Below are 26,542 nucleotides of genomic sequence, written 5' to 3'. Positions count from 1 at the left end.
TCGTGTAGCCGCCGTCGACTTCCTTGTACCGCTTGCCCTTCTCCACCAGTGCGGCGAGATCATCCTGCACCTGCGCGGTCATGGAGCGCGTGGCCTGGACGCGGGCGGTCGCGGCTCTGGCTGTCGGACGAGTCGTCGTCAGCATGTCGGCTCGCTGCTGCAGATAGCCTTCGGCGAGATGGGTGAGTGCGGTGGAGTCGGCGTTCGCCAACGAAGCCGCTGCCGGAGAGGCAGGCTGGGCGTCCGCCGGGGTGCCGGTGAGCACAAGCATCGCCGCTGTGGCTGAGGCCGCGGCTCCGACGAGGACACGTCTGTGATGCGCAACGCGCATGAAACCCCCTTGATCACGGCTGACTGGTCGGGTCAGCCGTCAGATCAAGAGGGCCCATTCGAACATCGCGTTCCGAGCGGCGCATTCCAGATCTCGGAATGTCCGATTCCTGATCGGGGAAGGGGCTGCTTGTGCCAGAGCCAGCAGACTGACTTGGTCAGGTACCCGTTTCTGCGCTCCGCGACCGTGATTGTTGTCGCCCTCGGTGCAGCAGCCGGCGGGACGGTGGCGCTGGCCAGTCTGTCCGCGCCGTCTACGGGCACAAGCCCTGCGGTGGCACAGGAGCCAGGAGGGCCCGTCGCTCGACGCACAGCTCGGTGTGCACGTAGCCGTGGATGCCGTCGCTGGAGTCACTGTCGAACGTGCGTCGCTCGTACGGCTCGCCGTCGGCGATCGGTTCCCGGCAGGCGCCGCACCAGCGCCGGCGGATCTCCTCGGCGATCTCTTCCGCGCCGGTCGGCTTCCCGAGCGGGCCGGGGTGCTGGTACAGCGTCAGGAGTGCGCGGGCCATGGTGGCGAGGTCAAACGCGTCGCATGCCGGGGAGCCGTCGGCGTACTCCTCCAGGAGCTGGAACGCACGCACGAGGACGTGGACCGTCAGCCGTCGCATCTCACCCCGCATGCGGGGTGCGAGATCCTGCACGTCCGGGACCAGGAGCTGCACATGCCCCTGGAGCTGCTGCTTCAGGGTATCCAGCTCCGCACCGGTCGGCAGGCGAGGAGCCCACAGCACGGAGTTGTACGCCGTCCGGATCGTGTCCGCGTCGAGCGGGAGCAGCGTGTTCTCAGGCACCGGTGTTCGCCTCCGCCGCCTTGAGCCGGCACCGCCCGTCCTTCAGGAGCTGGGCGACCTCGTCGGGGCTGCACAGGGTCTCGGGGACGTGCGGCGGCACGCACCAGTACGAGAAGCAGACGCCCGGGTCAGTGTGTGTGGGGTCGGGTACGCCGAGGTAGGCGTTCGGGCCAAGGCATTCTGCGTCCTCGCTGCGGTGGGTCCAAGACGGCAGGCGGTCGGTGCCCTCGGGTACGAGGGCGTAGTACAGGCCCCACCGAGTGTCGGCGAACACCGGCCCACCGGGCAGCGCCTGACGGAGGTAGGCGTCGACGTTCCGCAGGTCGTCGCTGTCGGCGGCGGCGTACACGAGGCCAGCGGCGAGACGGACGGCCGTGAAGAGAGCTCCGCACCGTAGGAGCGCGATCCCGTCGTCGGCCCATTCCTTCCGGGCCCGCTGCGTGTCTTCCGCGGCGGAGAGGAGCCATTGACCGGCCGCCAGATGCCGGTCGGCTCTGGTCTGGATGAGGGTGCTGGGTTGTGCCACGCCATGGTGGGCGGTGTCCGGGGGCATCATCGATGAGCCTCCAAGGGCAACCGGTTGGCGAGCTCGGTGGGGGCCGCCGTGGCCGGGGTTCCGACTGCGAGCATGCGGGCGCTGCGTTCGGCGCAGGCTTGCTCGTGCCCGTGCTCGCCGATCGCGTAGTCGAACCCGGTGACGTACTGGTCGCCCTTGGTGAGAATCTCTTCGGTGAGGCGGCTGTTCAGCGGGTTCGTCGCATTCAGCCGCAACACGCTGTCGTCGATGGTGACCTGGAGACCGTACTTCTCCAGGTGACCGGCGAGCCGTTGCAGGTCGTCGCTGTCCACACGCAGACGATCCCAACGGCGAACGACGGGCGGGATATGACGACCTATGACACGGAGTTGATCATGCGGGCGGTAGCGATCACGGGAACGCGGAGCACGGGGCACCGGAGCCTCGACGAGTACGCGCGTCTCTTCGCCGACTACCTCGGCCCATTCGCTCAAGACGCGCACTTCTACATCGGGGGCGCGAAGGGAATCGACAGCCTGTCCCTGCTGTGGCTCGCGGGGAACACCGCAGCGGACATCACCGTCGTCACGCCCGGCACCGTCGATCAGCAGCCCGCGGAGGCCCGGCAGGCGATCACACGCACCCGCGAGCGCATCAAGGAAGTCGTCGAGCTGGGCGCCCCCGAGCTGAAGACGCCCGCCTACCACGCCCGGAACCGATGGATGGTCGACCGAAGCAGCATGACTATCGGCTTCCCACACGGGGACGATCCCTCATCCGGGACGTGGCAGACACTCAACTACACAGCGGGTCAGGGGAAACCTCGGCTGATCGTGCCCGTGTAGGCGCCATTCTGCTGCACCATGTGCCCTATGGAGGGGGCAGCCGCGGGAGCGGCCCAGCTGAAGGCGCTGCGACACCGGCGCGGCCTGTCGCTCGCCGACGTCGCCCGTGCGCTCATCATCCTGGCCGGGAAACTCCATCAGCCGCCACTGCCGTCCGTGGCGAGCGTGCAGCGGTCCATTGCCCGCTGGGAATCCCCGAAGAGACAGACGCTGCCCGACGAGCGGTACCAGTTGCTCCTCGCCCACCTCTACGCGCGCACGCCCGCCGGCGAACTCTCCCTCGGCGCGGGCTCGGACTTCGCCGAGTACCTGGATGCCCTCGGCCTGCTCGGGGAGAGTGAGCGGCGGACGGCGGAGCTGCGCGGCCTCGTTCTCCGCACAGCCACGGACGCGGGCGGCGGCCTGCTCGCTCTTCTGTCCCCGACCGTCCAGGCCGCGCTCACCGCAGCTCTTGAGGACCCGAGACGGACCGACGCGGAGGCCATAGCCGGACTGGCCTCCGTAGTGGCGGACGTCAACGCGGACGTCGGCAGCCTGCCCATGGTGCGGCTGCAACTGCTGCTCGCCCCGGCCGTCGAGAGCTGCAGGCGCCTGCTCGCCGGTCCCGTTCCTGATCCCCTCGTCCCGCAGGTCCGGGAAGTCGCGGTAGCGGCGGCGACGCTGTCCGGCCGTCTAGCGTTCGAGACCCGCGACGACACCGCTTCCAGCGCCCTGTACGCGGAGGCCACGCGCGAGGCGGAACAACTGGCGCAGCCCTGGCGGACGGCCAGCGTCCACACGAGCCACGCCCTGGTCACCTTGTACTCCACGCAGGGCCTCGACGAGACGCGGTACCTGGTGGACCAGGCCGTCCGCGCGGCCCGTTCCGGAGAGAGCACGCTCGTGCGGGCCCGGGCGCACGCGCTGCAAGCGGAAGTCGCCGCGCGGTCCGGGCAGGAGCGGCAGGCACAGGCCGCCCTCGGGTTGGCCTGGTACGACATCGAGGCCGACCACACCGGAGATCCGGCGCCCATGTCGTTCTCTCCGGGTCACCTCCGGGGCTTCGAGGGTGTGTGCGAGCTGTATGTCGGTGACCTCTGCGCAGCGCACGACCGCTTCGCCCGGTCGGCGGAGGTGCTGTCGGCGCCGAGGGAGCAAGTGCAGCGGGCCATCGTCACCACTGACCAGGCGCTCGCCCGGATCCGGCTCGGCGAGCCGCGCTCGGCGGCCGATCTGCTGCACAAGTGCGTGGCCGCAGCAGCGACGACCGGCGGCCGGGTGCCGGCGCTCCGGCTGCGGAAGACGCGGCAGGAGTTGCGGCCCTGGCGGCGGGAGGAGTGGGTGGCCGAACTCGACGACCACCTGATGGACGTCCTCGGCTCCTGACCGCGGGGCTGCGCGGCCGACCGGGCTCGGTGCATCCCTCGGCGCGGTGGGGGGCGGTTTGTCGCCGGTCGCAGCGTCCTACGCCTCTCTGCCCCCCGCCCCGCAGGGACGACAGGACCATGCGTCCGTACCGTGTGGTGAGGGCTGCGGCTGTGGCGGCGACCGACACTGCGAGTGCGATGAGCAGGTGCGCTGTGGAGTTGTCATCCAGGACTTGCAGGATGCTGAGGGCGGTGCCGAGTGGGAGGCCGAGGATGGTGAGAACGCCCAGGGCGCCGCTGATCTGCTGGCTTTCCTGGGTCTGTACGAGCCTGCTGTAGTCGGCTGCTTCGGCCAGGATTTCGTCGAAGCGTGCGGGGAGCCGGTGCTGGTTCTGGAAGGCGAGGAGCAGATCGTTGGCCGCGCCGTGTGCGGTGAGGTGCTGTCGCCAGTAGGTGCTGCGGAAGACGGCGATGTTCCGCTCCAGCGTGGCTCCTGCACGCACCGGAAGCCAACTGCGTTGCTCCCGCCGCGCTTGCGGTAGATGCCCTTGCTGCTGGTCTGCACCGCACGCATCGGGTTGTCGTAGCTGCCACCGCAGATGACCGCCTCGCCGGGGTCGTCCAGGCTGGTGGAGGTCCGCTCCCAGCAGTTGCCCACCATGTCGAGGACACCGAACGGGGAGCGGTTGCCCGGCCGGTCGTCGACGTCGGAGCGCCGCAGCCGGTCGGTCCAGGATCGGTGTGTGACGTCGGCAGGCTGGTCGGGGTGGTCCCACTGCCAGGTGCCGTCCGCGTCGAGGAAGCGGCAGTAGCGTGCGACGGTCACGGCGTGGCGGTCGAAGCGTATGGGGCGCTCGACGCGGCGGATCAGCAGCCGTTCGGCCGGACCCACCAGGTGCGTCCCGGCGGGCAGCACGCAGTCGTCTCCGGACGGCCGGGCATGCCGGCGAGGAATATGCGCACCTGCTCGGTGAGGAAGGCACCGCCGGGAAGATCGGCGGCCAGGTCCCGGTTCGCCGCCTCGGCCAGGAACCTGGCAGCGAGTAGTTCCTGGTATGCCGTGTGCACGAAGGCGACGTGATCGGGCCCGGCGGGCCGCAGCAGCGGAGCCAGGACACAGGCATCAAGATCGAGGCGTCCGTCCTCGAATGCGCCGGCCCCCAACTGTCGGTGTATGTCGAGGAGGGAGAACACGGTGCAGTCGGTGAGGAAGACGTTACCGAACGCGGTGGTTGGCTGATGTCCGACGTAGTAAGGCAGTACGAACCGCCGGCAAACTCATCGCCCAGCTCGTCGAGCTGGCCAAGGAGATCGCCGAGGACACCAAGCGCGGCAAGAAGTTCACCCCGCCTCTCAACGGCAGCGAGCTTGCCTTCTACGACGCTGTAGCCGACCACGGCACGGCCCGCGAGCTCATGGACGACGAGGTCCTGGCACCAGGTCAGGACCGTAAAGGCAGACGAGTCGGGCTGTACGCCGGAGAGAATCATGACCAGCACAAACACACCAGGCGACCAATCCCACGGCTACTCCGACGGCTACGTAGACACGGATGCGCCCCTAGGTGGCGCGAAACCGTTCTTCATCTCGGTCCCGACCACGCCGTGATTGCCCCTCCCAAGCGGTTCCACTACGCTGCGCCTCAGAACGAACACCACTCTGCGACCGGGCTGCGCTCGGCGTGGAACCTCCTATGGCCGTCCCCCAAGGATTTGGGGTCGGCCATAGCTGTTTGTGCTCTCAGGGGGAAGGTCTTGCACCTGTGTTATCTCGATGAGTCTGGGACCGGGCAGGTCCTCAACCCCGGCGTCGCCGACTCCGTTCCGGTCATGGTGATCGGCGGATTCACTGTGCCGGAGACCCAGATCAAAGGCCTCGCCTGGGACTTCATCGCTCTCAAGAAGCAGTTCCGGCCGGAACTGCGCAAGGTCCCCGCCTTGAGTCAGGTCGTTCACCATGAGATCAAGGGCGAGACGATACGCAAGTCGTTCCGTCGGCCGGGGCGCAACCAACGGCGTATGGCGCACGGCTTCCTCGACCATCTCCTGACGATCCTGGAACGTCGCGACTGCAGAGTCATGGCTCGTATCTGGGTGAAGCAGGACGGCGTCGTCAACGACGACACGGCCATGTACGCCGCTTCGGTGACCGCTCTGTGCGCCAACTTCGAGCACTATCTCGCTGAGCGCTCGAGCAGCGGTATCGCGGTACTGGACAGCCGTAATCCGAGCGACAACGTCGGCAACGTGCACTGTGTGACGACCCGAAAGTTCGCCAAGGGCGGCGATCCGATGCCCCACCTTCCCGAGTCTCCGGTCTTCGGCCACAGTGACACACACTTGGGTCTGCAGATCGCCGATCTCCTGGTGAGCGCCGTACTGGCTCCGTCGGCCGCCGTGACCTACGCCAGTGACCTGACCGGCAACGTCCACTGTCACCCGGGGTTCGTCGAGGTACGAGACCGGCACTGTCCCCGCCTCGGTAGGCTCCAGCACCGCTACCAGGCGCCGACGGGCAAGTGGACTGGCGGGATCGTCGTCTCCGATGCGCGCGGACGTCAGTCAGCGGGCAAGCTGTTCGCGCCGACGGTCACGGCCGTCACCGTACCCGTCGCGGGTATCCCCGGGCAAGGTTCCCCTCTGGACCTGGCCACCGCTGCCACGGCCCCCGCACCGGCCTCTCACGCAATGTAGCGTTCGTGCGGCGTAGCCGCTGCTCAGTCGACCATAGTGCTGAACTGGACCGGTTCCTTGAGTACTGCGGCGGCCCCTTCCAGATCGGCCAGCCGCGCCGCTAGCGTCGCTTCGGCGAGGCGGCGTGGCAAGGCCGTACTGAACTTGAGCCCCTTCAGCGCCTGTTCATGGACTGCCGGAAGGCAGAGCTGGGAAGCGGCGTCAGCCACCGTCTGCTTCCATACCGGCGGAGTCAGGTCCGAGCTCAGTCGGATCCAGCAGTCATTGATACGTTGAGCCGGATCCGCAAGGTTTCCGACCGTTGCAGCCAGGGTCGCGTTCGCGCGGTGGCCGGCCCATGTCCACCATCGAACGTCGTCGTTCGGCTCACGCACGATGAGCGTGCCGGCGGGGCGCACGTACTCCAGGAGACGGTGACGTGCCTCGGTGAGGCAGCTTCGTGCCCGACCGGTCAGCTGTACCTGCGGATCCGTGCCGAGGAGCACGTCTCGTGCGGCGCGAGTCAATTCGTACGACGTGGGCCGAATGAAGCCCATGCCGCTCCACTTCGCCTTGCCGCCACTGTCGACCGGCTCGACGAAGCAGCGGCGCCTGTTCCAGTCGATGTAAGTGACCTGCCAGCTACGGCCGGCCAGCAGGAGCCTGCGAGGTCCCTGGATGCTCTCGGTCAGCAGACTCGGATCGGTCCTGCCGATCTCGGTCAGTCCGCTCAGGACGGTGAACTCGGGAGCCGCGGTGAACACTGCGGTGAGGTTCATGAAGTGCCGGTGTCCGAAGCGTCGTTCGGCCTCGGGGCCGATGAAGAGCATCCCGCCGTCCTGGTCGAGGTAGCCCTCGTCCACCAGGTGCCGCACGATCGGCTCGGCAGACTGCCCAAACGGGGCGAGGCCAGCCCACCACTCCTGCCACAGCCGGTCCCCGATCTGGTGCTCCTGCAGGCACAGCGCAAGGATCTGCTGGGCGACGATGTGCCGGGGTTCGGGCGGTGCCACCACCGGTTCGACCCAGCCGCGTGACCACTGGAGCAACAACGCGGCAGCGGCCAGCAGTCCGCTTTCGTCGAGGGTGAGGAACAGACAGTTGCGCGTCGAGCCCGCGCGCCGCCCTGTGCGGCCGAGGCGCTGGAGGAAGGACGCCACCGTCGCCGGAGCGTCGATCTGGATGACCCTGTCGAGGTCGCCGACGTCGATGCCCAGCTCAAGGGTGCTGGTGGACACGATGACGCAGTCTCTGGCTTCGGCGAAGGCTTCCTCGGCGCGGCGCCGTTCGTCTGCCGAGAGGGAGGCGTGTGAGAGGAAGGTCGTGACGCCCTTGGCCCGCAGCTTCTCTCCAAGTTCTTCGACGAGCCGCCGTGACTCGCAGAAGACCAAACGCTTCTCCCCACGGTGCAGGGCCGCGATCACCGTCGCCGCATTGTCCAGCGAGCCGACATAGTCGAGCTGGATGTCCCCGGGAGGCACGGAGGCTGATCCGCTCACCGGTTGGGCATCGAGATGCGGAGCGACCACCCGCGCCGGACGCTTGCCCGCCTCCGCCCCCTGCAGCCAGCGCAGCAGTTCTGCCGGGTTTCCCACCGTTGCGGAGAGGCCGATCCGCTGGATGCTGCGGCCGACGATTCGCTGCATGCGTTCGAGTACGGCAAGCAGGTGCCAGCCTCGGTCGTCACCAGCGAAGGCGTGCACCTCGTCCACGACGATGGTCTTAAGGCCGGCGAAGAAGGTGCGGTGGTCGACGTTCGCGCTCACCAACATCGCTTCCAGTGACTCAGGGGTGGTGAGCAGGATGTCCGGACGTTGGGTGAGGATCCTTTTTCGTGCAGTGGCCTTGATGTCGCCGTGCCACAGCGCCGCCGTACGGCCAAGCCAGCCGGTGTACTTCTCAAGTCGAGGCAGCAGGTTGTTGAGCAGCGCTTTGAGGGGACACACGTACAGCACGGAGGTGCCGCTCCAGCGCTCCGCTGTCATCCTCGACAGCAACGGGAACGAGGCGGCCTCGGTCTTGCCGCCCGCCGTGGGAGCCAGAAGAACCGCGTCCTCTCCGGCGAGCAGGGGAGCAATCGCCTGCTCCTGGAGCGGTCGAAGGCCTGGCCAGCCAAGGGTGTTGACGATGTGATGGATCAGAACCGGGTCCAGGTCGTCGATGCCGCTCACGTATGTTCCTGTCCGGAGCCGGCCATGCCGTTCACGGCAGCTCCAGTTCGATGTCGTCGGCATCGCCCGGGGCTGCCGCGGCGTTGCGCTCCACCTCGTTGAGTTCAGTGCTGGAGACGGTCAGGGCGTAGTGCAGACGGGGGTCGAAGTCCGCGAACTCGTCGACCCGGTCCAGGACATCGGCGACCAACTTGCGCAGGAACAGTCGTGGCGCCACCCCCACCTTCCCGCCGAGTCCGCCGGTGACGGCAGTGGCCAGTTCGCCCAGGTAGGTGTCGTCCACGCGTTGCGCGATACGTTCCGGGTGCCGCGCCCCGGCCGCGAACAGGTCGCGTACATTGCGTCCGAGTTCGCCGAGTCGCTCCAGGTCGAAGCCCGCCAGCCGCAGTTGTACGGCGCGAGGCGAGTCGAAGCGCGGGTCTGTGGTGAAGTCCGTGGCCAGACGCTGGGCCAAAGGCGGCAGCCGCTGGACGCCCTGCTGGCCGTCGTAGAAGGCCGGGGTGCCGGTGATGACGAGAAACAGTCCGGGGAAGCGTCCTGTGTCGATCTCGTCGAGGAGTTGTCGCAGCGCGTTGAGTCCCTTTTCCCTTACATCGCCACGGACCCGCTGGAGTGTCTCGGTCTCGTCGAGTACGAGCAGCAGCCCGGGGTGCCCGCAGTCGCGCAGCACGGTGAGCAGTCCCTGGAGAAACCCGAGCGCAGCGAAATGGTCGAGGTCTCCGCGTACCCCGGCCGCCCGGCGAGCGGACGCAGCGACCGACTTCTGTCCGCCGATCCAGGCGATGAGGGCTTCGGCGGTGGCACTGTCGCCCACCGCAACGGCCTGCCGGTAGCCACGCAGGGCCGCCGAGAACGCGGGGGTGGTTCGTGCCACGTCGGCGAGCCGTCGCTCCATCAGCTCGTTGACGGCCCTCGCCAGTGCCTCGGCGTCGTCCTCCTCCACGTTGCCCGCATCGAGGACCTCGTCCTCCAGCCCGTAGAACCACGAGTCGATGATCGCTCGCAGCGCGCTGGCCTGGTGGGTGGCGGTGGTCAGACGCTCGGTGAGCCGCCGGTAGACGGTCTCGAGCCGGTGGAGAGGTGTCTCGGTCTCTGAAATCTGCACCTCGGCCGTGGCAAGCCCAGCCCGCTTGGCGCGTTCGGCCAGCCAGCGGGCAAAGAACGTTTTGCCGGAGCCATATTCGCCGCGAATGGCGTGGAAGGCGGCGCCACCGCCCTTGACCGTCTCCAGGTCGTCGTCGAGTGCAGCCGTGAACCGGTCGAGTCCTACGGCGAACAGGTCGAGCCCCGCCTGTGGCACGGTCCCCCGCCTCAACGCATCGACGACTTCTCGGCGACGGGCTGCACTCACGGAGGGCTGTGCGCTGGTCACGTCCGGCTTCCTTCCACGCTCACGTTCCGGTTCCGCATCCTTCCACGGTCACGTCCGTCTCTTCTCCAGCTGGAACTGGGTACGCAGCAGGTGGACATCGAGCCGGACGGTATGCCCGGAGTCGATGAGGCCGAGTACCGGATATCCCTCGACGTTCAGCAGCCGCTGCAGGGTGGCGATGAAGCCGTCCATGTTGCGCCTGACGCGGTCGCTGGCGGATACGGCAGCGGCGAGGGCTGCAGGTGACATGGTCTCGCCTGCCTCGGCGAGTGCGTCGATGACGGCGGCGACGACAGGCCTGTCGGGTTTCCTGCGGACGTACTCGGCCTGTGCCGCGTACACGTCACTGGCCACGACCAGAGCACCCAGCGTCGCCGGAGCCGGCGGGGGCTGGGACTTGGACGGCACGCGTTCGACCTCAGCCGGGGTGAAGAGGCCCTCACCCACCTGTTCTACCCGTTTCCGGCCGGTCCTGGGCTTCGCCACGGGAGCGGGGGCGGGAAGCGTGACGGGCCCAGGCCAGGTCTCCTCCGGCACCCGGCTCTGGACCCACCACCCAGGTGTCGCCGCTTCCCTCGGGAGAACCTCCCAGCCCTTGGGCAGGACGTCCAGGGCCGGCAGCAGCACCAGCAGAGGCACTGTCACCTCGGCCAGCGACGCACCGCCGTGGTAGCCGGCCTTGCGCGGCGTGTACCGGATGTCCTCCCGCCAGGGCGCGACGATCGTGCCCTCGCCTTCCAGAACGCGCGGTCCGGAGAGGATGATCTCCCCAGCTTCGGCGCTGCTCCCGGTGCGCCAGCGGGACGACTCCGCCCCGCTCGCCTTGGCAGGTCCAGGGTGCACGCCGCGTTCCAGCACATGGCCGTGATCCGCAACCAACAGGACAGGACGCCCATAGCCTTTGGCTGCGGCCAGCAGCTCGCGCATGAAGGTGATGTTGTTGATCTGCCACTGCGTGCGCTCACCCTGCTGTCCATGGTCGAGGGCATCGTCAATGGTGTTGAGGACGACACCGACCACCGCGGTTGAGGCGAGGGCGGAAACCAGCTCCTCGGTCAGCCGATGTCCGGACGGGCCGCCTATCGTCGCCTTGTGGAACAGCACGCCGACAGCCCTTCGCTGCTTCCAGAACTCGGCGAATCCAGCCGATTCCTTCGACTGCCCACCCGTGTCGGCCTTGCCTGTGAGCAGTGAGGTTCGGCTGATCCTCGTCACCGAGGGCAGCATGGAAACCGCTGCGCTGCGCTGCGCCGACTGCCCGGCGGACGGGGCCGGCACCGCTTCGATCCACCCTTCGCGCTCCGCCTCTTCCCCAAGTTGCACGGCTGCCGCGCTGCTCATGCCGTCGATCAGCAGAATCAGCGGGCTCGTCGACTCCGAGCAGAGGCGGGCGGCGCATTCGGTCAGCACGTTCTCGACGAGCAGGCAACCGCCCGGGTTGTCCTGGGCGGCGGTCCGGGACCAGCCCGCAAGGCGCTGTGCAAACTGTTCGTCGAGTACGTCCCTGCGGGCTCGCGCAGTGTCGTGAAGCGTGCGATATGCCTGACCTGCTGCCACATCCCCGGCCGGGTCGCCCGACCACAGGACGTTCAGTGCCCGGTCCACCCAGCCCCACTCGGCGAGATGCAGGCGGACCCCGGAGGCGACGGACTCGACGCGGGGATGTTCGGTGGACAGCCAGCGCGCGACGCGTACAGCCATTTCGGCGACGGCGATACGGTCCGCGTTCAGGGCCGCCAACGCGTGTTCGCGCAGGTCGGCAAGGGCCGCTTCGGCCTGCTCGGGAGAGGCGGCCAAGGCCCCCGCAACGGCCCGCAGTTGAGCGGTGAAGCTGGTCAGCAGGAAGCGGCTGCCGCTCAGCGCCTGAGTCAGGCCGGCCTCCCCGGCAAGGCGGTCCGCACGGTCGATGACGGAGAACACCCGCTGTTTGGCGGCCTCATTGTGCCGTGCCTCGCCGATCCAGCGGGTGAGGGTGCCCGCAACCGCATCGCTGAAGGCGAGGATGTCGGGCCGGCGCACCTGGCCGAAAAGCCCGCCGACGGCGAACACGGTGTCCGGCTCGGTCGCCGGGTCGGCCATCGCCGCTGCGAGCAGCCCGCGGGCCATGGCGTCCTGTCCTCGTCCGTCTTCGACGAGTGACATCAGGACGGGCACTGCGGCTCCGGCTGTTTCGCCGAGCCACTCCTTGATCTTTCCCCGCTCCACGGCATCCAGTTCAAGGAACCGGGTGGGTCCGGCCGACGTGCGGGACCAGGCGAGCATGGCGTCGGCGTCAATGGCGAGGCCGGCGGCGGTCTCCCCCTCGACGACGCGGCCCAGCCCGAGGCGTGCGACGACCAGCGCCTTGACCGCAGCATCCCGGGTGAGCAGGGACCCGGAACGCGGCCAGCCTTCGTGCGGTTCCGCGTCCAACAGCGCTTCGAGCAGCCACGGTTCGCCGTACAGCCGGGAGTCGAGTTCGCGCACGCCAAAGCGCTGCTTCACGATCTCTGCCTTCTCGACCGTGAGGGTGCGCCGTTTCACGGCATGTCCGCGCACGTCCCAACCGAGCTGCTCGTCACCGATGCCGGTGGTCACCACGAGTACGTCGGCGTCGCGAGCTCGGTCGGACCGGTGCTGCTGCCAGGCGTCCACGATGCCCAGGACGGATGTCTGGTCGCTGACATGGACCCGGCGGGCTTCACCGCCGATCTTGGCGGTGAAGATGTCGGGCGCCGTGTCTGGATAGTGCCCGTGCACCAGCATCAGGCGCCGGTCGCGTAGACCGGCCGCGTAGGTGTCGAGGAGTGCCTCGATGGTGAGCCGGTTGATCTGCGGTGGGGGTGTGGACATCAGTGAGCGGCTTCCTCGTCCGCTGTGCCCTGGCCCTCGGCAGGCACGGGCCGCCAGGCGATCTCGATGCGCACGCCGGGATTCGCGGCGGCGTACGAACGGATCTCGTCCCGCACATCGGTGATCGCATCGGTCAGCGCCGACTCGAGGCCGGTGAGCCGCGTCGTATCCACGACGTGCGGCGCGCTCGGGCCACGCACCGGAGCGGCCGCCGGAGGAGCCGTGGGCTTCGGATCGTCGAACCCGAGCTGGGGCGGCGGGCCGGACGGCACCACGGGGCGGCCGTGCCGGGTCAGGCTGATGTCCTCCGGACCCTGCTCGGGCGGCTGCGCAGCGGGCGGCTGGGCGACCGTCGCAAGCCTCGCCGCCTCCGTGACAAGCGCCACCGACTCGTCCTGCAGCCGGCTCAGCACCGGTACGAGCGATCTGGTCAGCTCGTGATCGTTCACGGCGTCGTGGAGCGCGGTGATCAGTCGATCGGCCTTGTCGCCGACACCGTCGTTTCGCTCGGCAAAGCCTCGTACGCTCCTCAGCAGCTGCCAGTTGGTGTCGTCGAGCGCCGCCAGCACTTCGGGGGCCTGCTTGATCGCAGCGCTCAGCTCGCGGTCGGTCACGTCGTACGCGACCGCCGCGAGCTCCTTGACCAGGGAAGTCCCGTCACTGGTACGGGAGAGCCGGGCGATCAGGTCGGCGGCGGCCCGCATGGAACGCATCCTGTCCGCGTCCGGGCCGGTGATGCCGAGGTCTGTCGCGTGCTTGTCGAGAGAACGTCGCACTCCCACGACGGCTGCCTCATGGGAGGCGGCGACAGCCCGCACCTCAGACTCCAACGAGGCGACGTTGCGGGCGAAGAGCACAGGCTGAGCGGAGACTCCGAAGATCGCCCCGGCTCGGACGCGAGCGGCGGCGAACTGCTCCTCGCTGGGCAGTTCGACCGCGCGCAATCCGTATCCCGGTCCGATCCGCTCCAGGTCGGGGGCAGGCACGGGAGTCGTCTGGTGCACCCAGGTCCGGTCGTCCAGGAGCGCGTACGTGGCGATGATCAGGCTGGAGATGTTCTTATCGAGGCCCTCGAATCCCAGCTCGGCGATCCAACGCCGGATCTCCTCGACAGCGAGCTCCGGCCCAGCCTTGGCGTCGGCGGCCTTCTGGTTGATCTTCAGACGCCAGTCGTTGAGGAGGTTCAGCGGTCCGTCGTGCACTTCGCCGAGTCCGAGCGGATGCACGATCTTCCTGACGACTGCCAAGTGGTGCCGATCGACCACGGCCCGCCGCGAGCCATCCTTCATCGCGTTCCCGATCCATTCCAGGGCCGTCTTCAATTCCCTGGTGGTGACCGCTTTACGGGTGAGCGCGGGGTCGAAGTCGGGGTGCTTCGGGTAGAGGGCGGCGAACATGCCGTCGGCGAGCGCGTACAGGTTCTGCTCGAAGCTGAGCCCGGCCTGCGGCCTGGGCCGGGAGTACCTGGGTTCGAGCGACCATACGTGCTGGTTGTCCGGCACCTCGGCACCGATGCTGCCGGGGTCGGGCTTGCTGATCCCGTACAACTGCTGCAGTACGGCGATCAGTTGCGAGGTCAGGTTCTCGCTCTGCGCCTTGAGCTGGTGGCGGATCTGGATCCGCTCGTCCTCGGACTTGGTGGCGGTGTGGTCGTCGAGGCGGTCCCGCTCCAGCAGATAGTTGATCTTCAGAAGGCGGCCGAGCTGGTTGGACTTCTGCTCGGAGAAGAAGTCGGGCAGCCAGATGACGGTGCGCGCGTACTTGCCCTCCTGCTTCATCTTCTCGATGCGGCGGACGTCGTCGCTCGGGAAGTGCTTGTCATCGAAGGGGTAGTCGAGGACGAACCGGATGTTCCCCTCGGTCATCGGCCGGAACTGCTCGTCAGGCAGATGCGGATCACAGACGTTGCCGAAGACGAACTCGGCTGTGCGCTTCGTGCCGCGCCATACGATCTCGCGCTCGCTGACGAAGCCCTGGGCGTCGCTGATCCCCAGCTCCGTCCACAGCTTGTCCTTGATCCACTGCCGACGCTTGCCGGGGTTGTCCTCGCTGCCGACCTCGTCGAGCAGCGGCTCGATGTCCAGGTCGGACAGGTGGAGGTGGAAGACCGGGTCGGCGCTGCCCTCGCTGCGCAACTCGCCGAATTCTCCCTGGAGTTCCTTGAGCCGCTTGGCCGCCGCGGTTCCGGCCGAGCCGAGCCGCACCTTGATCGACCCGTGGTTGAGCGCGGCGAGCCGCTCTCCGGTGAGCCGGGCCAGGGCAGGGACGTTGGGCGCGAGGGCGGCGAGCAGCAGCGTCTTGATGAGCCGCTCGTCCCCCTTGAACAGCGGGCTGTCGGCTGTGCCGTACTTCTCCAACAGATAGGCCACCACCCGCGCGTGGAAGCGCTTGGCGGTCTCGGCCTCCTTGCGCAGACGCGCGGTGAACGCCTCACCCGTGCCGTCCAGGATGACGTCCCACAGGTCTCCCAGCGGGATGAGTTCGCCGAGCTTCAGGTCGTTGCGGCGCCGGGACAGAGCTTCCTGGACGAGCTTCAGGCCGGTGCGCTCGCGCTGGAGCGCACCCGCCAGTTCGACCAGAACATTGAGGAAGGCGGGCGAGAGCGGGTAGACCTCCCGGAAGTCGTCCCACGATGCCTCGGTACGCCCATGAGCGTCGAGCAGAACCTGCCGCACCTCGTCCTTGGAGGACTCGACCGCCGCGAACGCCTCGTCGCGCGCACCTTCCATGCCGGGCTTCGGAGCGAGCACCCGGTGCTTGATGATCTCGATGAGGTTGCTGTCTTCGAGGTCGACGACGTCGATGCGGCCCGCGAGGTATTCGACCTGCTGCTCCAGGTTCTGCACCTCGGCCCCGGCCACGTCGGAGCCGATCAGCTGGGAAAGATCACGCTGGCGGGAGATGAAGGAGATGATCGGCACAGGCCGGTCGCTGTCCCCGGACTCGATCAGCTTGACCAGCTTCTGCACCTGGTCGCGTACGAAGTCCTGCTCCCCCATGTGGGCCTGGAGCCAGAGGATCAGCTCGTCCAGGAACAGCACGATCCCGTCGTACCCGAGCATCTGGGCATGCCGGGACACGACCGCGAGCCCGTTCTCCAGCGGAACGAAGGCATCCTTGTCGCCCCGTGCACCGGTTCCGTACGAGGCCATGGGTCCGGAGAGCAGCGCGGAGACCAGCGCGTTTCGGTGCGGGTCCCCGGCGGGCGCGGCGAAGGCGCGGTCGAGGTCGGCGGTGGTCCAGGTGCCGGGCGATGCCACGCTCGCGGCGGCGTCGAGGCCACTGGTGTCCAGGTCGCTCGTGTCGAGGTCGTCCTCGTCATCGGTGCCGGCCACGGCGCCACTCGGCGCGACGACAACTTCCCCCGAGCCGAGCCATTGCGTGAACTTGCCGTCGTCCGCGAGGAACGCGCGCTGTTTGCGGGCGTCCGCCAGCGCGGCGTCAGCCCGATAGACGGCCGGCGTCGGCTTGTCGGAGTGCAACTTGCGTACGGTCGCCACGTACCCGCCGAGCAGCGCCGAGTCCAGGTCGGCCGAACCGACCAAGTGGTAGGGCACCATCAGGAACTTCTTCTGCCGCAGCCAGTCGTCGTGCGGGGCGATGATTTCCTGAAGCCGCTCCTTGCGGCGGGCGGCGGGATGGTTGTTGAGCACCGCGTGCAGCACGGTCAGGAAGTGGCTCTTACCGGCGCCAAACGATCCGTGCAGGTAGGCGGCGTGCGAGTTGCCGGTGCGGACGGCCGCCCCGACGAGACTGAGCGCCTGCCTGAACGCCTCCTGGAGCTGATCCGTGACGACGTACTCCGCCACCCGGGCGTCGGTCTCGGTGAAGCCTCCGGAGAGCTCCACCTTGAAGTCGCCGGCATGGACGTCTTCCTTGATGTCGATGACATCCCGCAGGAAGAGATCGCTCGTGGGCATCAGGGCTCTCGTTCCCTCACTCGGCTGCAGTCGCGTCCCGTGTCTGCACACGGGACAAGGTCCTATCTTGCCAGCCCACCACCCGTGCGGACCTGGACAGAAGACAATCTCCGCGACTACCTGACTACGGTGCGCAGCCACCCGCTTCGCCTTCATCACCTACCGTGACAATTTGTTGAATATGGCCGAGTCGCGCCCTACCTGCATGTGCCACCCACTGCTGCACTGGAGCTGAGGGTGGCCGGATCGGGGGAGGCGGCGGCATGGGTACTTCCACACGCTGGGAAGGACCGCGCTGGTCCGGCTTGTACAGCCGCCTCGCACGTTGGGACCCGGACCGGTCCGACGTCGGCGCGACAGCCACCGCCGCGATAGCCGCGCTCCAAAACTCCTGCCGTGCCGACCCATCGGCGTTCGGGCTGCAGGATGCCGCGTGCGCGGCTGGGGCGCGGTTGGCCGATGCGATGGAGACCTTAGGGGCATCCGGCCCGAGCGGCCTGCTGGACAAGGACCCAGTGGGCGAGGGCCTCGCGTCCGAGGAAGAGGGGGACCGACTCGACTGGCGGGAACCGGCTGACGCGTTCGTCGCCGAGCTCACTCGTCGGGTCGGTGGCGAGGGCAGCACGATGGTGGACGCGGCCTTACGCCGCGCCATCGCCGCGTCAGCTCAGCGACTCCTCACCACGTACCCCGAGATACGTGAGTCCCTCACCGCTCCGGATGGGTCGAGCCAGGACAGGGGCCTGGCAGGCGACCTGCTCTGCCTCCTCTACCAGTGGTTCTTCGCCGACCTCGTCACCGAATTCCTGCGTGCGGTCATCGCCGAGAAGATCAAACTCACGGTTCCCGTGCTCGACGTCATCGACTCGGAGGGCAGGATCGCCGACGGCGTCGCCGAGCGGATCATTGCGCTGATCCCCAATCCCTGCGAGGAGGCCGAGGCACAGGCGGCGGAGGCCGCGAAGGCCGCCTTGTCCGTGAACGGCGCCTCGGCGGAAGTGGATGTCCCGCTCGCCGAAGTAGCCAGGCGACTGGTCCCGGGCGTGGTCGGCAAGGTCCTCGGCTACGCCGTCGACGCCCTCGGTGAGGAGGAGGTCCCCGCATGACACTGGCCCCCGGTCCGCTCCACTTCTGGTGGCGCTCGTACGACACCCAGTCGCCCGAAGGATCCGAGTGGCGCTCGATCGGTGCGAGCGGCATCCAGGAACGCGAGGAACGCCTCACAGGTCACCACCTCCTGTACGGCCCGGTTCCTGCCTGGGCCGACGACCTGCTGCGCATTTCCCGCGCCGTCTTCCTGGCGGACAAGCTCGCCGATCGGAGCGACAGCGAGGACCGCTGGACCCGCGAATTCCGACTCTCGGTGCCCGTCTCGGATCCGGACCTGTGGGCGCTGGCGGCTTCCGGGCCGCTGCCCGCCCTGCTCCAGACGCTGACTGCCGACGTGTGGGACGTCTCCCTCCGCCGGATGCGGGCCGCCCCAGAGCAAGGGTCGATCCCGGTCGGCGAGGACTGGCGGTCCCATGAGGTGGCCTTGTTCTCCGGTGGCCTCGACTCCCTGAGCTGGGCGGCGACTCGTGCCTCTGTGCCTGGTGATGGGGTGTTGCTTCTGGTGACGTATGCCGAGAAGAACGTCGAGGATGTACAGCGGGAGGCCTACGCTGCGGTGAAGGCGCTGGCCGAGCAGTCAGGCCGCCAACTGCGACAGATCACCTTCGGCCAGACTTCCGGTGGTCAGGATGGCACGGTGGTGGAACGTACCTCCCGTCCGCGTGGCCTGCTCTACGCGTCCACCGCCGTGCGTGTTGCGGCAGCCGACGGCGTCGCCACCGTCCAGGTCCCGGAGAACGGTCAGCTCGCCCTCAACCCGCCTTTGAGTGCGGCGCGTTCAGCGGCTCTATCGACGCGCTCCGTGCACCCCCGGACCCTCCATCTCCTCAATACGGTGATCGAATCCGTGGGTGGCCGTGTCAGGGTCGAGAATCCCCTGGCGAGCCTCACGAAGGGTGAGGTTTGCCGCGCCGCTCTTACGGCCGGCCTGTCGGAGGCGTCCCTGGCACAGACCCTGAGCTGCGGCGCCCCGCCCCAGCGCCGCCGCGGACTCCCCCACGTCAACTGCGGCACCTGCTATCCGTGCCTGATACGCAGGGCGGGCCTGCTCAGCGCCGCTGGCTCGGACGCCACTCCGTACGAGACGGCCCCGTGGCTACCCGGCCTCAGTGAGGACCGGATCCGGCACTGGCTCGCGCTCCAGGGCTGGTTGGCCTGGGAGTACTCCGCTCTCGACCTGATCGGTGACCTGCCGCTGCCGCAGAGGAGCCGTACGGGAGAGTGGCTGAGCGTCGTGCAGCGCGGGCGGGTTGAACTGCGCGCGCTGGTCGAGTCGGCGTCAGGGGTGAGGGAGGTGGCGTGAGGGGCGTGTTGCGGTCTCGCCTTGCGCGGGCAGGCCGGGGCGGCCGGTCAAGTGAGCCGCAGGGAGGGGCACTTCGGCCCAGACGGTCTTGCCGATACTCCGCTCGGTGATCCCCCACGCCTGCGAGAGTTCCTGCACGAGCAGTAGGCCACGCCCGGATTCGGACTCGGCTGACGGAGGCTCGGCCTGTCCGGGCGTGGGCGGCCGTCGTTCGGTGCGGGTGTCGGTGACCTCGATGCGGACGGTGTGCGGGCTGAGCTGGAGACGCAGTTGGAAGTTCCGCCCTGGTACGTGCCCGTGGGTGACGGCGTTGGCAGCCAGCTCGGCGACGACGTGGGCGACGGTGTCTGATACGTCGCTGCCGTACGGGATTCCCCATGCGTCGAGTTGATGGAGTGCCAGCCGCCGGGCGAGGCGGGCGCCGCGTCGGGTAGCCGAGAGCCGTTGCATGAAGTCACTGACGAGGGTGGGGGTTTCGGCGTTCATGTAACGGAGCGTGTCCGAGCAACTCTAATCTGACCAGTAGCGATGACGGTACGCAGCGTGATCTGTCCGGGCGCGGTGACCGCGCGTCCGGGTGGCCGGGCGTGACATACGTGATGCGGACGTCGTTGGGTGCGGATGGGCGGGCGTCGGAGGTGGCGAACATGACGGTCGGGGCGGGTCAGTCGGGCAGCGGAACCGAGGACCAGGACTGGGATGGCGACGAGGGCTCTGCAGACGTCCTCAAGACCGTCGGCAAGCAGGTCAAGCTATGGCGTGAGCGGGCGGGCCTGACTCAGGCCGAGCTGGGTGCGGCCATCGGGTACAGCGAGGAGCAGGTGTCGTCGGTGGAGCGGGGGCGACGCGCACCGAAGCCGGGGTTCTTGGACTCGGCGGATGAAGTTCTGGGTGCGGGTGGGATGTTGGCGGCGTTCAAGGAGGATGTGGAGCGGGCTCGGTATCCGAAAAAAGTCCGGGACTTGGCCAGGCTGGAGGCGGAAGCGGTTGGGGTGGGTGCGTACGGCAACTCTGTAGTCCACGGGCTGCTGCAGACCGAGGACTACGCGCGAGCGCTTTTCCGCATGCGGCGGCCACTTCTCGACGAGGAGACGATCGAGCGCCACGTTGCCGCCCGCATGACAAGGCAAGAGATCTTCAACCGTTGGCCTGCCCCGATTCTGAGCTTTGTCCAGGAAGAGGTCACGCTGCGCCGCCCACTCGGTGGCAGGATGGTGCTGCAAGGACAGCTCGAACGGCTGTTGGAACTTGGAAAGTTGCGCAATGTCGAGATCCAGGTGATGCCAACCGATCGCGATGATCACGCGGGGATCGGCGGCTCTTTCCAACTCCTGGAGCCCAGGCAAGGCCCGAAGGCTGCACACGCTGAAGTTCAACAGATCAGCCGAGTGATCGTCGACCGGAAAGAAGTAAGCGAACTTGAAGCCCGCTATGGGATTATCCGGGCCCAGGCGCTCACTCCGCGAGAGTCGCTGGCGTTCATCGAGAAAGTGCTGGGAGAGACATGAAGATCAGGCCCTCGACCGACCGCGACGCCGACCTTGTGTGGCACAAGAGCAGCTACAGCACCAACGAGGGCCCGGAGTGTGTCGAGGTAGCGGCCGCCCCTGACACCATCCACGTCCGGGACTCAAAGAACCAGCGGGGCCCTCAGCTCTCCTTTGGCGAGGCAGAGTGGTCCACTTTCATCTCGTACGCGGCCGACCGCGACTGATGTAGCAGAGGTGGCCCCGAACGAGCCACAGCCACCTCTGCATTGAGCACCTACTCGCCGAGTGCGGGCTGCTCGGCGGAGACCGTCTCCTTGGAAGCGGTCTTCCTCTTGGCGCGGGTCTTCTCCGGTCGCCAGGCCCGCAGGTCTGCCTCGCTCACTTGGTGCTTGGCACACAGCTCCTCGAAGTACGCCTGGTACTCGTCGGCGGGTACACCCTCCCACTCCTCGTCGTACTCACCGTGCCACTGCCGCACCCACGGCATGACTTCGAGCAGCCCGGCGAGCAGCGGCTTGATGCGGTCGGTGTCCCAACCCGCCTGCTTCGTACGGTCATCGACGAGGTTGAACAGTGCCTGAGCCTGGTCTTTGTGATCCCAGCCAGCCCAACCGAGCAGGACAGTCGGATCGGCGTCCGGGCTCGCCCCCAGGTAGGAGATGAAGCGCTCCTTGGGCACGTCGAGCTTGCCACGATGGGACCAGTACGAGTGCTTCAGGAAGTCAGCGGCCTTGTACTTCGGCGGAATCGGGATGTCGAGTCGCCTGTCCGTCCGGTCCTCCTCGCGCTGCAACTCCCATACCTGCTCCCACTGTTCGCGGTTACGGAGACCAGAGTCCTTATAGCGAAGGGCCGCGAGATAGGGGACATGCTCTGCTTCCACGACTTCCGCGAGCACATCGGCGAGAGGCAAGTCGGGCTTGCCCATATGGTCGGCGGCGTAGAGCTGGGCAACGGAGTTGAGGTCGGCGTCATCGCGGAGGGCATCGGCCAGCTGACTGATGGTCAACGTGCGCGGTTGCTTGATCCCGTCCCGGAGGGCATACCAAGGACTCGGCTCCTCGATCCGGTCCAAGAGCCAGGTTCGCAGGGCCGCCTTCTCCTTCTTCTCCCAGGAGTCGTCGGCCCAGCGCCGCTTACACTCGGGCCGCTCAATGAGGGCAATGTCCTTGCGGGAGTCGATGATGTCAATGCGTGCCTGAACGATCTTCCGATACCAGTCGGGCCAGTGAGCCGGGATCTCTGTGACGGGAGTCGCCCCATGCCGCTCGAACCACGCAGTCTCAACCTCCCCTGCGGCCAACTTCCGAGCCAGGACAATCTCGAACGCCCGCTCTCCAAAGCAGACCCCCGGGGTGGTAGTCGGCACTGCTGAAGGGGCAACAGTCCGGGCCACGTCGGAATCAGACAGGAGCCCGTACAGCCCATACACCTTCCAGTCCAACTCTTCTTGGAGGGCAATCAACCGCTGGCGAATTCGGGGACTGTTGGCACGGGCAGCGTCAAAGGCATGTCGCGTAGGTGTGGTGGCATCGCAAATGAAGGAGGGCTCCAACTCGGCCAACTCGCGCGCGAGCAGATCTAGACTGCGCCCAAGCTCGCCCGGCAATTGCTTGGGAAGCGGGAACTCCTGAAGCTTGACCCCGGTAAACTCATAAAATTTCTCCCAATCTTCGCTAGCAATCCCCCCACCAATACCCCCGTTTCCTTTATCGTGACACACCTGCTTGAGCCAGAAACCAGCCACCGAAGAATTAAGCGATCCAGCAACACCGAGGGCGTTTTCGTCTGTAACCTCTCCAGCGAGAGCCACTGCCGGCATGTGCTGTGTCGTAATTGTTTTACCGATGTTAAGCGCGACATGGTTGTGAGTTGCCACCTTCGACAAAACAATTGCTCGGGCAGCACCAGCCCGCGATTGCGTCCACCTATACCAAGACCACCAAGGCACCCCCGCCTCAAAACGAGTCTGGCCAGAGAAATCAGCCAGACTCCCCAACAACTGCCTGACCCCCCAAAAATGCCTCGCCCATCGGTCCTGGACGTTCACATCGAGAAGTCGCCCATCAGGCGAGTAGGGCGCGATTGCGATACTCCTGGGGGTAATACGCCAGTCCCGCAATTCGTCACCAACTGCTACCGGCCGCATCACTTCTACCGGAGTGCCAAATCGGCGATGCCAATGCACTGGGAGGTAGAAAGCATCATCAGCACCCGAAAACCCAGAAAACCCCGCCTTGGCTCCACACAGAGACTCCACTGTGCTGCTCGATGCCCGCCTAATGGTCTCAGCAACACCTTCCGAGCCACCGCCACTCAGACTCCAGGGGTACATTGCGAAGGATCGGCAGTCTCGATCCTCGACACCCACCCACTCCGATTCACTCCCTGGATTCGAAATCTGCTCAGTGATGGCTCGCCAAACAAGCCCCTCCGCTGCAACCTCTGGCTGCGATGGCTCACCACGAACGCCCAGCACAGCTCGCACAGTCCGCTCAAAATTCGGTACCCGATTCCGCCCCACCAGGATCACCGTAGGCGTCCCATGTCCGGGGATATACACACCAGACGTGTCAATTACATGGGAAAGCTCCACCTTATTTCTGAAGAAGTCCTCGATTAGCTTCTTACCGAATTCCCTCTTCATGAAAGAGTTCGCAGTGATTTGCCCGACATGCCCACCACCCCCCGCCAGCCCACCCGGTCCCTTCACGGCCAGCTCAAACAACCGCTGCGCAAACGGCACCGACAGCGCATACTTCCCCGCGCACGCATCAAAAGCAGCCCGATAATTCTCGTTCTCCTGCTTATCCTTCACCGTGATGTACGGCGGATTCCCCACCACCACGTGATACGAGGCTCGTCCCAGCAGATCCACCCGCCCGGCGAACTCCCCCACATCCTCAGTCGCGTACTGGAACGCCGCCCCGTCGCCGTCCCCCTCCTCGGCGAACAGCGTGTCCAGATCGGTCTGGATCCCCGCCGCCCCCCGCCCATGCAGCAGCGAATCCCCCACCGCCACATTGATCGGGAACGCCGGAGCCTCAGCCAGCCGCCGCGCCCCCGCCTCCTTCATCGCCGCAACCAGCAGCCGGAACCGCGCGATTGAAGCCGCGAACGGGTTCTTGTCGCACCCGTGCACCGACTCCAGCGCCCGCCGCACCAACGCCCACTCGTCCGTCCCCGGCTCCGCGGCCCGCCACTTCTCGACCAACCGACCGAAAATCCCCAGCAAGAAGTGCCCCGACCCACAAGCAGGGTCGATCGTCCGCAACCCGCCCTCCGGGGCCAGCCCGAACTCCTCGATCGCCGGCTCAAGCGTGAGGTCGAGGATGAACTCCTCCACGAACTCCGGGGTTTGCAGCAGCGCGTACGTCTTGCGGGCATGCTCGCTCAGGTCCTGGTACAGGTCGCCCAGGAAACGCGTGTCCCAGTCAGGGTCCGTGAAGTCGTAAAGGATCTCGCCGTCCGCGCCCCTGCGCCGCCAGAAGGACACCAGCTCCGTCGCCGCCTCATAGCTCGGCGTAAGACCCCACAGCGGATTGTGTGCGCGATCGAACAGGCCGGCTGCCGTCTCGTTCGAATCGGCCAGGTGCTGGAAAGCCTCCTCCAGCCAGTCCCGGTTGTTGAGGTGCGGCTTCTCGCGGAAGAACGCCTCGTGCCGCTCCTCCGCATCCCGAAGCCGGTCCCCCGGCCCCGCCAGGAACGGCCACTCGATCAGCCGGTTGTCCTCGCAGAACCGTACGAAGACACAGCCCAGCACCCACGCCGCCGCAGCCTGAGTGACCCGCTCGTCACGCCAGGCCCCGTACGTCGCCGCAGTCCGCTTCCCCTCCCGAGCTCGCACGTACTCGGCCTCAAGCCTGGTGCGGAACTCCTCGACGGACTCGCTGCGCTCCCGCAGGTCGTCCTCCAGGGCCGTGACCTGCTTCTTCAGGTCCTTGAGCAGGGCCGCCCCGCTCACACCCGCTCCCGCACCCGAACCCGCAACAGTCGTCACTCTTCGCATCCCTCTCGCACCGCAGCGCCACCCACCGCAGACCGGGCAGCTGGACCATCCATCCTGCCAGCCCCATCAGCACCTCAGTCCGCGAACGACGTCTCCAAGCAGCCGCGAAATCGATTAGCAACTATCGATCCCAAATGGGGTGTGCAAAAATCACACACATGGATGGTGTGCAGAGCTGGGCCGAAGTGGGTGAGCGCATCGCTGAGGCGCGGCTTGCCGCAGGACTCAGCCAGGGTGAGCTGGCCTCGAGAGTAGGTCTGGAGCGCACCGCCGTCGTCCGCATAGAGTCCGGCGACCGGCGCATCACCGCGCTCGAACTCTTCCGTCTGTCCGAAGCTCTGGGCGTGCCACTCGCCCATCTCGTCTCACGGCCTCCAGCACCACTGGTATCGCGACGCAGCGCACTGGACGAGAACGCGGACGACACCTCACGTGCCCGCTACCGCCTGGATGCCCGGCTCGAAGAGCACGCCCGCCATGCCCAGTGGCTCATTGCACACGGGTTCTTGTCTCCGCCAGAGCTGGATCACTCGCTCCAGCGAAGCGCCTCGAATGCCGACCCGGTCGCTCTCGCGGGCGCAGCGCGCAGGGCACTGGGAACCCCTTCCGGGCCGCTGGGGGCGCTTGCGGATGTCGTTGAACACCTGGGGCTGTATCTGACTGTGGTGGATGAGCCCTCCGAAGGAGCTTCGCTACTGCTCGACGGCTATGGAGTGGCCGTGATCAGCGGCCAAGCCGCTCCCGGCAGACGCCGCTGGACCGCGGCCCACGAACTCGGGCACCACCTGCTGCAGGACGAGTACCACTCCGATGTGGGCGTGGCAGCCGGACGGGACGAGCGTGAGCAGGTCATCGACCGGTTCACCGAAGAGTTCCTGCTCCCTGCCACAGACATTGTCAGCGCCTGGGGGCGTGTCGATGAAGGCCATGCCCCGAGGGCAGTCATGCTCGACTTGGCCGCCTCCTATCGGATGTCCTGGAGCGCAGTAGTACGCAGAGCACGCCACCTGGAGCTGCTGGACAGAGCAGAGGCACAGCGGCAGCAGGCGGATACGCCGGTCCGAGGCGACTTCCTGGCGGCACACGGCAGCCAGCCGGTTCCCGATCTGGAGATCGGGGCCACGGGCACCGAGTGGCGAAAGGCAGCACTCTCCGCATGGTCCCAAGGAGCCATCACAGCCGCCCGCACGGTAGAACTGCTCTACGGCGCGGTGACTGAAGACGAACTCCCCAGCCGAAACCTGGAGGAATGCCTGCCGTGACCCAGGCCCCGCCTCCGGCATCCTCAGCGTCGAGCACCGTCGGTCAGTTATGCGTCTGGGACACCTCACCGCTCCACCATGCGATCAAGGCAGACAAGGTCGATCTACTGGCCGACATGGCGCGGACCTGGAACGGGTCCCCTCGACGCAACGTCACCACGCAAGCCGTTCTCGACGAGCTCAGCCACTATGGCCTTCCACTGGCCGGACTCGACTGGCTCGAGGTCGTGCACGTCGACCATCTCGAGGAACTCGCAGCGCTGGTCAAGTGGATGGACCTGGTGTCCGGCCAGAACTCCAACCACGGTGAAGCCACCGTCCTCGCCTGGGCCGAAGTGCACGGTGCTGTGGCGGTGGTGGACGACGGTGATGCGCGGCGCATCGCAAGACGAGCCGGGCTGGAGGTCTGGGGCTCTCTCCGCGTCATCGCCGAGGCTGTCAAGGAGAGACGCACCACCGAGTACGCGGCCAGCGTGTTCGTAGACGCGCTCATGGACAGCGGAATGTTCTGCCCCTTCCAGCAAGGCCAGTTCATCAACTGGGCCAAGCAGAACAGCCTCCTGTGAGCT

At 67.1% G+C, this 26,542-nt stretch carries 21 protein-coding genes; 10 read left to right on the top strand and 11 right to left on the bottom strand.

Annotation, left to right across the window (positions count from 1 at the left end):
* The 4 genes from ACIRD7_RS39680 to ACIRD7_RS39665 all read right to left on the bottom strand — a co-directional run.
* On the bottom strand, nucleotides 1-271 hold a 271-nt coding region (locus ACIRD7_RS39680; protein WP_403460888.1), incomplete at its 3' end, for a hypothetical protein.
* Between the two features lie 313 nt (nucleotides 272-584).
* Nucleotides 585-1,124, bottom strand: coding sequence for a DUF6415 family natural product biosynthesis protein (locus tag ACIRD7_RS39675; protein ID WP_403460886.1), 540 nt, complete (start codon nucleotides 1,122-1,124; stop codon nucleotides 585-587).
* Nucleotides 1,117-1,650: a hypothetical protein gene (locus ACIRD7_RS39670; protein WP_403460885.1), complete on the bottom strand. Its 534-nt coding sequence runs from the start codon at nucleotides 1,648-1,650 to the stop codon at nucleotides 1,117-1,119. The genes ACIRD7_RS39675 and ACIRD7_RS39670 overlap by 8 nt, the downstream gene beginning before the upstream one ends.
* A 26-nt stretch (nucleotides 1,651-1,676) precedes the next feature.
* Complete coding sequence (locus ACIRD7_RS39665; protein ID WP_403460884.1) at nucleotides 1,677-1,973, bottom strand: hypothetical protein; 297 nt, start codon at nucleotides 1,971-1,973, stop codon at nucleotides 1,677-1,679.
* 63 nt (nucleotides 1,974-2,036) lie between these two features.
* Here ACIRD7_RS39665 and ACIRD7_RS39660 point away from each other — a divergent pair, with 63 nt between their 5' ends.
* The 3 genes from ACIRD7_RS39660 (at nucleotide 2,037) to ACIRD7_RS39650 (ending at nucleotide 4,374) form a co-directional block, all read left to right on the top strand.
* Nucleotides 2,037-2,486 (top strand): hypothetical protein, encoded by a 450-nt coding sequence (locus ACIRD7_RS39660; RefSeq protein ID WP_403460890.1) that lies wholly within the window; start codon nucleotides 2,037-2,039, stop codon nucleotides 2,484-2,486.
* Nucleotides 2,487-2,513: 27 nt separating this feature from the next.
* Nucleotides 2,514-3,851 (top strand): hypothetical protein, encoded by a 1,338-nt coding sequence (locus ACIRD7_RS39655; protein ID WP_403460883.1) that lies wholly within the window; start codon nucleotides 2,514-2,516, stop codon nucleotides 3,849-3,851.
* Between the two features lie 214 nt (nucleotides 3,852-4,065).
* Nucleotides 4,066-4,374: a hypothetical protein gene (locus tag ACIRD7_RS39650; protein WP_403460882.1), complete on the top strand. Its 309-nt coding sequence runs from the start codon at nucleotides 4,066-4,068 to the stop codon at nucleotides 4,372-4,374.
* A 325-nt stretch (nucleotides 4,375-4,699) separates the two neighbouring features.
* Here the strand turns inward: ACIRD7_RS39650 and ACIRD7_RS39645 are convergent, their stop codons facing one another.
* Nucleotides 4,700-4,996 carry a hypothetical protein gene (locus ACIRD7_RS39645; protein ID WP_403460881.1) on the bottom strand — a complete coding sequence of 99 codons (297 nt, stop codon included), beginning with the start codon at nucleotides 4,994-4,996 and terminating at the stop codon, nucleotides 4,700-4,702.
* 68 nt (nucleotides 4,997-5,064) lie between these two features.
* On the opposite strand from ACIRD7_RS39645, the gene ACIRD7_RS39640 reads away from it, so the two are divergent.
* Nucleotides 5,065-6,525 (top strand): DUF3800 domain-containing protein, encoded by a 1,461-nt coding sequence (locus ACIRD7_RS39640; RefSeq protein WP_403460880.1) that lies wholly within the window; start codon nucleotides 5,065-5,067, stop codon nucleotides 6,523-6,525.
* 23 nt (nucleotides 6,526-6,548) lie between these two features.
* On the opposite strand, the gene ACIRD7_RS39635 is transcribed toward ACIRD7_RS39640, so the two are convergent.
* The 4 genes from ACIRD7_RS39635 to ACIRD7_RS39620 form a co-directional block, all read right to left on the bottom strand.
* Nucleotides 6,549-8,675: a DEAD/DEAH box helicase gene (locus tag ACIRD7_RS39635; RefSeq protein ID WP_403460879.1), complete on the bottom strand. Its 2,127-nt coding sequence runs from the start codon at nucleotides 8,673-8,675 to the stop codon at nucleotides 6,549-6,551.
* Nucleotides 8,676-8,706: 31 nt separating this feature from the next.
* Nucleotides 8,707-10,047, bottom strand: a complete 1,341-nt coding sequence (brxD, locus tag ACIRD7_RS39630; RefSeq protein WP_403460877.1) for a BREX system ATP-binding protein BrxD — start codon at nucleotides 10,045-10,047, stop codon at nucleotides 8,707-8,709.
* Between the two features lie 48 nt (nucleotides 10,048-10,095).
* A complete protein-coding gene (pglZ, locus tag ACIRD7_RS39625) occupies nucleotides 10,096-12,792 on the bottom strand; it encodes a BREX-2 system phosphatase PglZ (RefSeq protein WP_403460876.1) in 2,697 nt (898 codons plus the stop codon).
* Between the two features lie 86 nt (nucleotides 12,793-12,878).
* Nucleotides 12,879-16,799: a PglY protein gene (locus tag ACIRD7_RS39620; RefSeq protein ID WP_403460875.1), complete on the bottom strand. Its 3,921-nt coding sequence runs from the start codon at nucleotides 16,797-16,799 to the stop codon at nucleotides 12,879-12,881.
* Nucleotides 16,800-17,263: 464 nt separating this feature from the next.
* On the opposite strand from ACIRD7_RS39620, the gene ACIRD7_RS39615 reads away from it, so the two are divergent.
* Together ACIRD7_RS39615 and ACIRD7_RS39610 are read left to right on the top strand one after the other, a co-directional pair.
* Nucleotides 17,264-17,905: a hypothetical protein gene (locus tag ACIRD7_RS39615; protein ID WP_403460874.1), complete on the top strand. Its 642-nt coding sequence runs from the start codon at nucleotides 17,264-17,266 to the stop codon at nucleotides 17,903-17,905.
* On the top strand, nucleotides 17,902-19,212 hold the full coding sequence (locus ACIRD7_RS39610) for a 7-cyano-7-deazaguanine synthase (protein WP_403460873.1): 1,311 nt from the start codon (nucleotides 17,902-17,904) through the stop codon (nucleotides 19,210-19,212). Before ACIRD7_RS39615 ends, ACIRD7_RS39610 begins: the two co-directional genes overlap by 4 nt.
* Here ACIRD7_RS39610 and ACIRD7_RS39605 read toward each other — a convergent pair.
* Nucleotides 19,189-19,698, bottom strand: a complete 510-nt coding sequence (locus ACIRD7_RS39605) for an ATP-binding protein (protein ID WP_403460872.1) — start codon at nucleotides 19,696-19,698, stop codon at nucleotides 19,189-19,191. The two genes, ACIRD7_RS39610 and ACIRD7_RS39605, sit on opposite strands and share 24 nt — an antisense overlap.
* Nucleotides 19,699-19,859: 161 nt before the next feature.
* On the opposite strand from ACIRD7_RS39605, the gene ACIRD7_RS39600 reads away from it, so the two are divergent.
* Together ACIRD7_RS39600 and ACIRD7_RS39595 are read left to right on the top strand one after the other, a co-directional pair.
* Nucleotides 19,860-20,720: a helix-turn-helix domain-containing protein gene (locus ACIRD7_RS39600; protein ID WP_403460871.1), complete on the top strand. Its 861-nt coding sequence runs from the start codon at nucleotides 19,860-19,862 to the stop codon at nucleotides 20,718-20,720.
* The gene (locus tag ACIRD7_RS39595) at nucleotides 20,717-20,926 is read left to right on the top strand and encodes a DUF397 domain-containing protein (RefSeq protein WP_403460870.1); all 210 of its coding nucleotides are present in this window, start codon (nucleotides 20,717-20,719) and stop codon (nucleotides 20,924-20,926) included. The genes ACIRD7_RS39600 and ACIRD7_RS39595 overlap by 4 nt, the downstream gene beginning before the upstream one ends.
* 50 nt (nucleotides 20,927-20,976) lie before the next feature.
* On the opposite strand, the gene pglX is transcribed toward ACIRD7_RS39595, so the two are convergent.
* Nucleotides 20,977-24,666, bottom strand: coding sequence for a BREX-2 system adenine-specific DNA-methyltransferase PglX (gene pglX / locus ACIRD7_RS39590; RefSeq protein ID WP_403460869.1), 3,690 nt, complete (start codon nucleotides 24,664-24,666; stop codon nucleotides 20,977-20,979).
* A 203-nt stretch (nucleotides 24,667-24,869) separates the two neighbouring features.
* On the opposite strand from pglX, the gene ACIRD7_RS39585 reads away from it, so the two are divergent.
* Both ACIRD7_RS39585 and ACIRD7_RS39580 read left to right on the top strand, forming a co-directional pair.
* Complete coding sequence (locus tag ACIRD7_RS39585; RefSeq protein WP_403460868.1) at nucleotides 24,870-25,973, top strand: helix-turn-helix domain-containing protein; 1,104 nt, start codon at nucleotides 24,870-24,872, stop codon at nucleotides 25,971-25,973.
* On the top strand, nucleotides 25,970-26,539 hold the full coding sequence (locus ACIRD7_RS39580) for a hypothetical protein (RefSeq protein WP_403460867.1): 570 nt from the start codon (nucleotides 25,970-25,972) through the stop codon (nucleotides 26,537-26,539). The genes ACIRD7_RS39585 and ACIRD7_RS39580 overlap by 4 nt, the downstream gene beginning before the upstream one ends.
* The last annotated feature ends 3 nt before the right edge of the window (nucleotides 26,540-26,542 follow it).

It is taken from the genome of Streptomyces sp. NPDC093568, from assembly GCF_044764945.1.
Lineage (GTDB): Bacteria > Actinomycetota > Actinomycetes > Streptomycetales > Streptomycetaceae > Streptomyces.
Note: the sequence above shows the minus strand (reverse complement) of the source record. Positions and strands in the feature narration are given on the sequence as shown.

Bases quoted from the DNA above. Each gene is read 5' to 3' on its own strand.
- ACIRD7_RS39610 (WP_403460873.1), top strand. From the start codon at position 17,902: ATGACACTGGCCCCCGGTCCGCTCCACTTCTGGTGGCGCTCGTACGAC.
- ACIRD7_RS39660 (WP_403460890.1), top strand. From the start codon at position 2,037: ATGCGGGCGGTAGCGATCACGGGAACGCGGAGCACGGGGCACCGGAGC.
- ACIRD7_RS39655 (WP_403460883.1), top strand. From the start codon at position 2,514: ATGGAGGGGGCAGCCGCGGGAGCGGCCCAGCTGAAGGCGCTGCGACAC.
- ACIRD7_RS39595 (WP_403460870.1), top strand. From the start codon at position 20,717: ATGAAGATCAGGCCCTCGACCGACCGCGACGCCGACCTTGTGTGGCAC.
- pglZ (WP_403460876.1), bottom strand. From the start codon at position 12,792: ATGCTGGTGCACGGGCACTATCCAGACACGGCGCCCGACATCTTCACC.
- ACIRD7_RS39605 (WP_403460872.1), bottom strand. From the start codon at position 19,698: ATGAACGCCGAAACCCCCACCCTCGTCAGTGACTTCATGCAACGGCTC.
- ACIRD7_RS39620 (WP_403460875.1), bottom strand. From the start codon at position 16,799: ATGCCCACGAGCGATCTCTTCCTGCGGGATGTCATCGACATCAAGGAA.
- ACIRD7_RS39615 (WP_403460874.1), top strand. From the start codon at position 17,264: ATGGAGACCTTAGGGGCATCCGGCCCGAGCGGCCTGCTGGACAAGGAC.
- ACIRD7_RS39585 (WP_403460868.1), top strand. From the start codon at position 24,870: ATGGATGGTGTGCAGAGCTGGGCCGAAGTGGGTGAGCGCATCGCTGAG.
- ACIRD7_RS39600 (WP_403460871.1), top strand. From the start codon at position 19,860: ATGACGGTCGGGGCGGGTCAGTCGGGCAGCGGAACCGAGGACCAGGAC.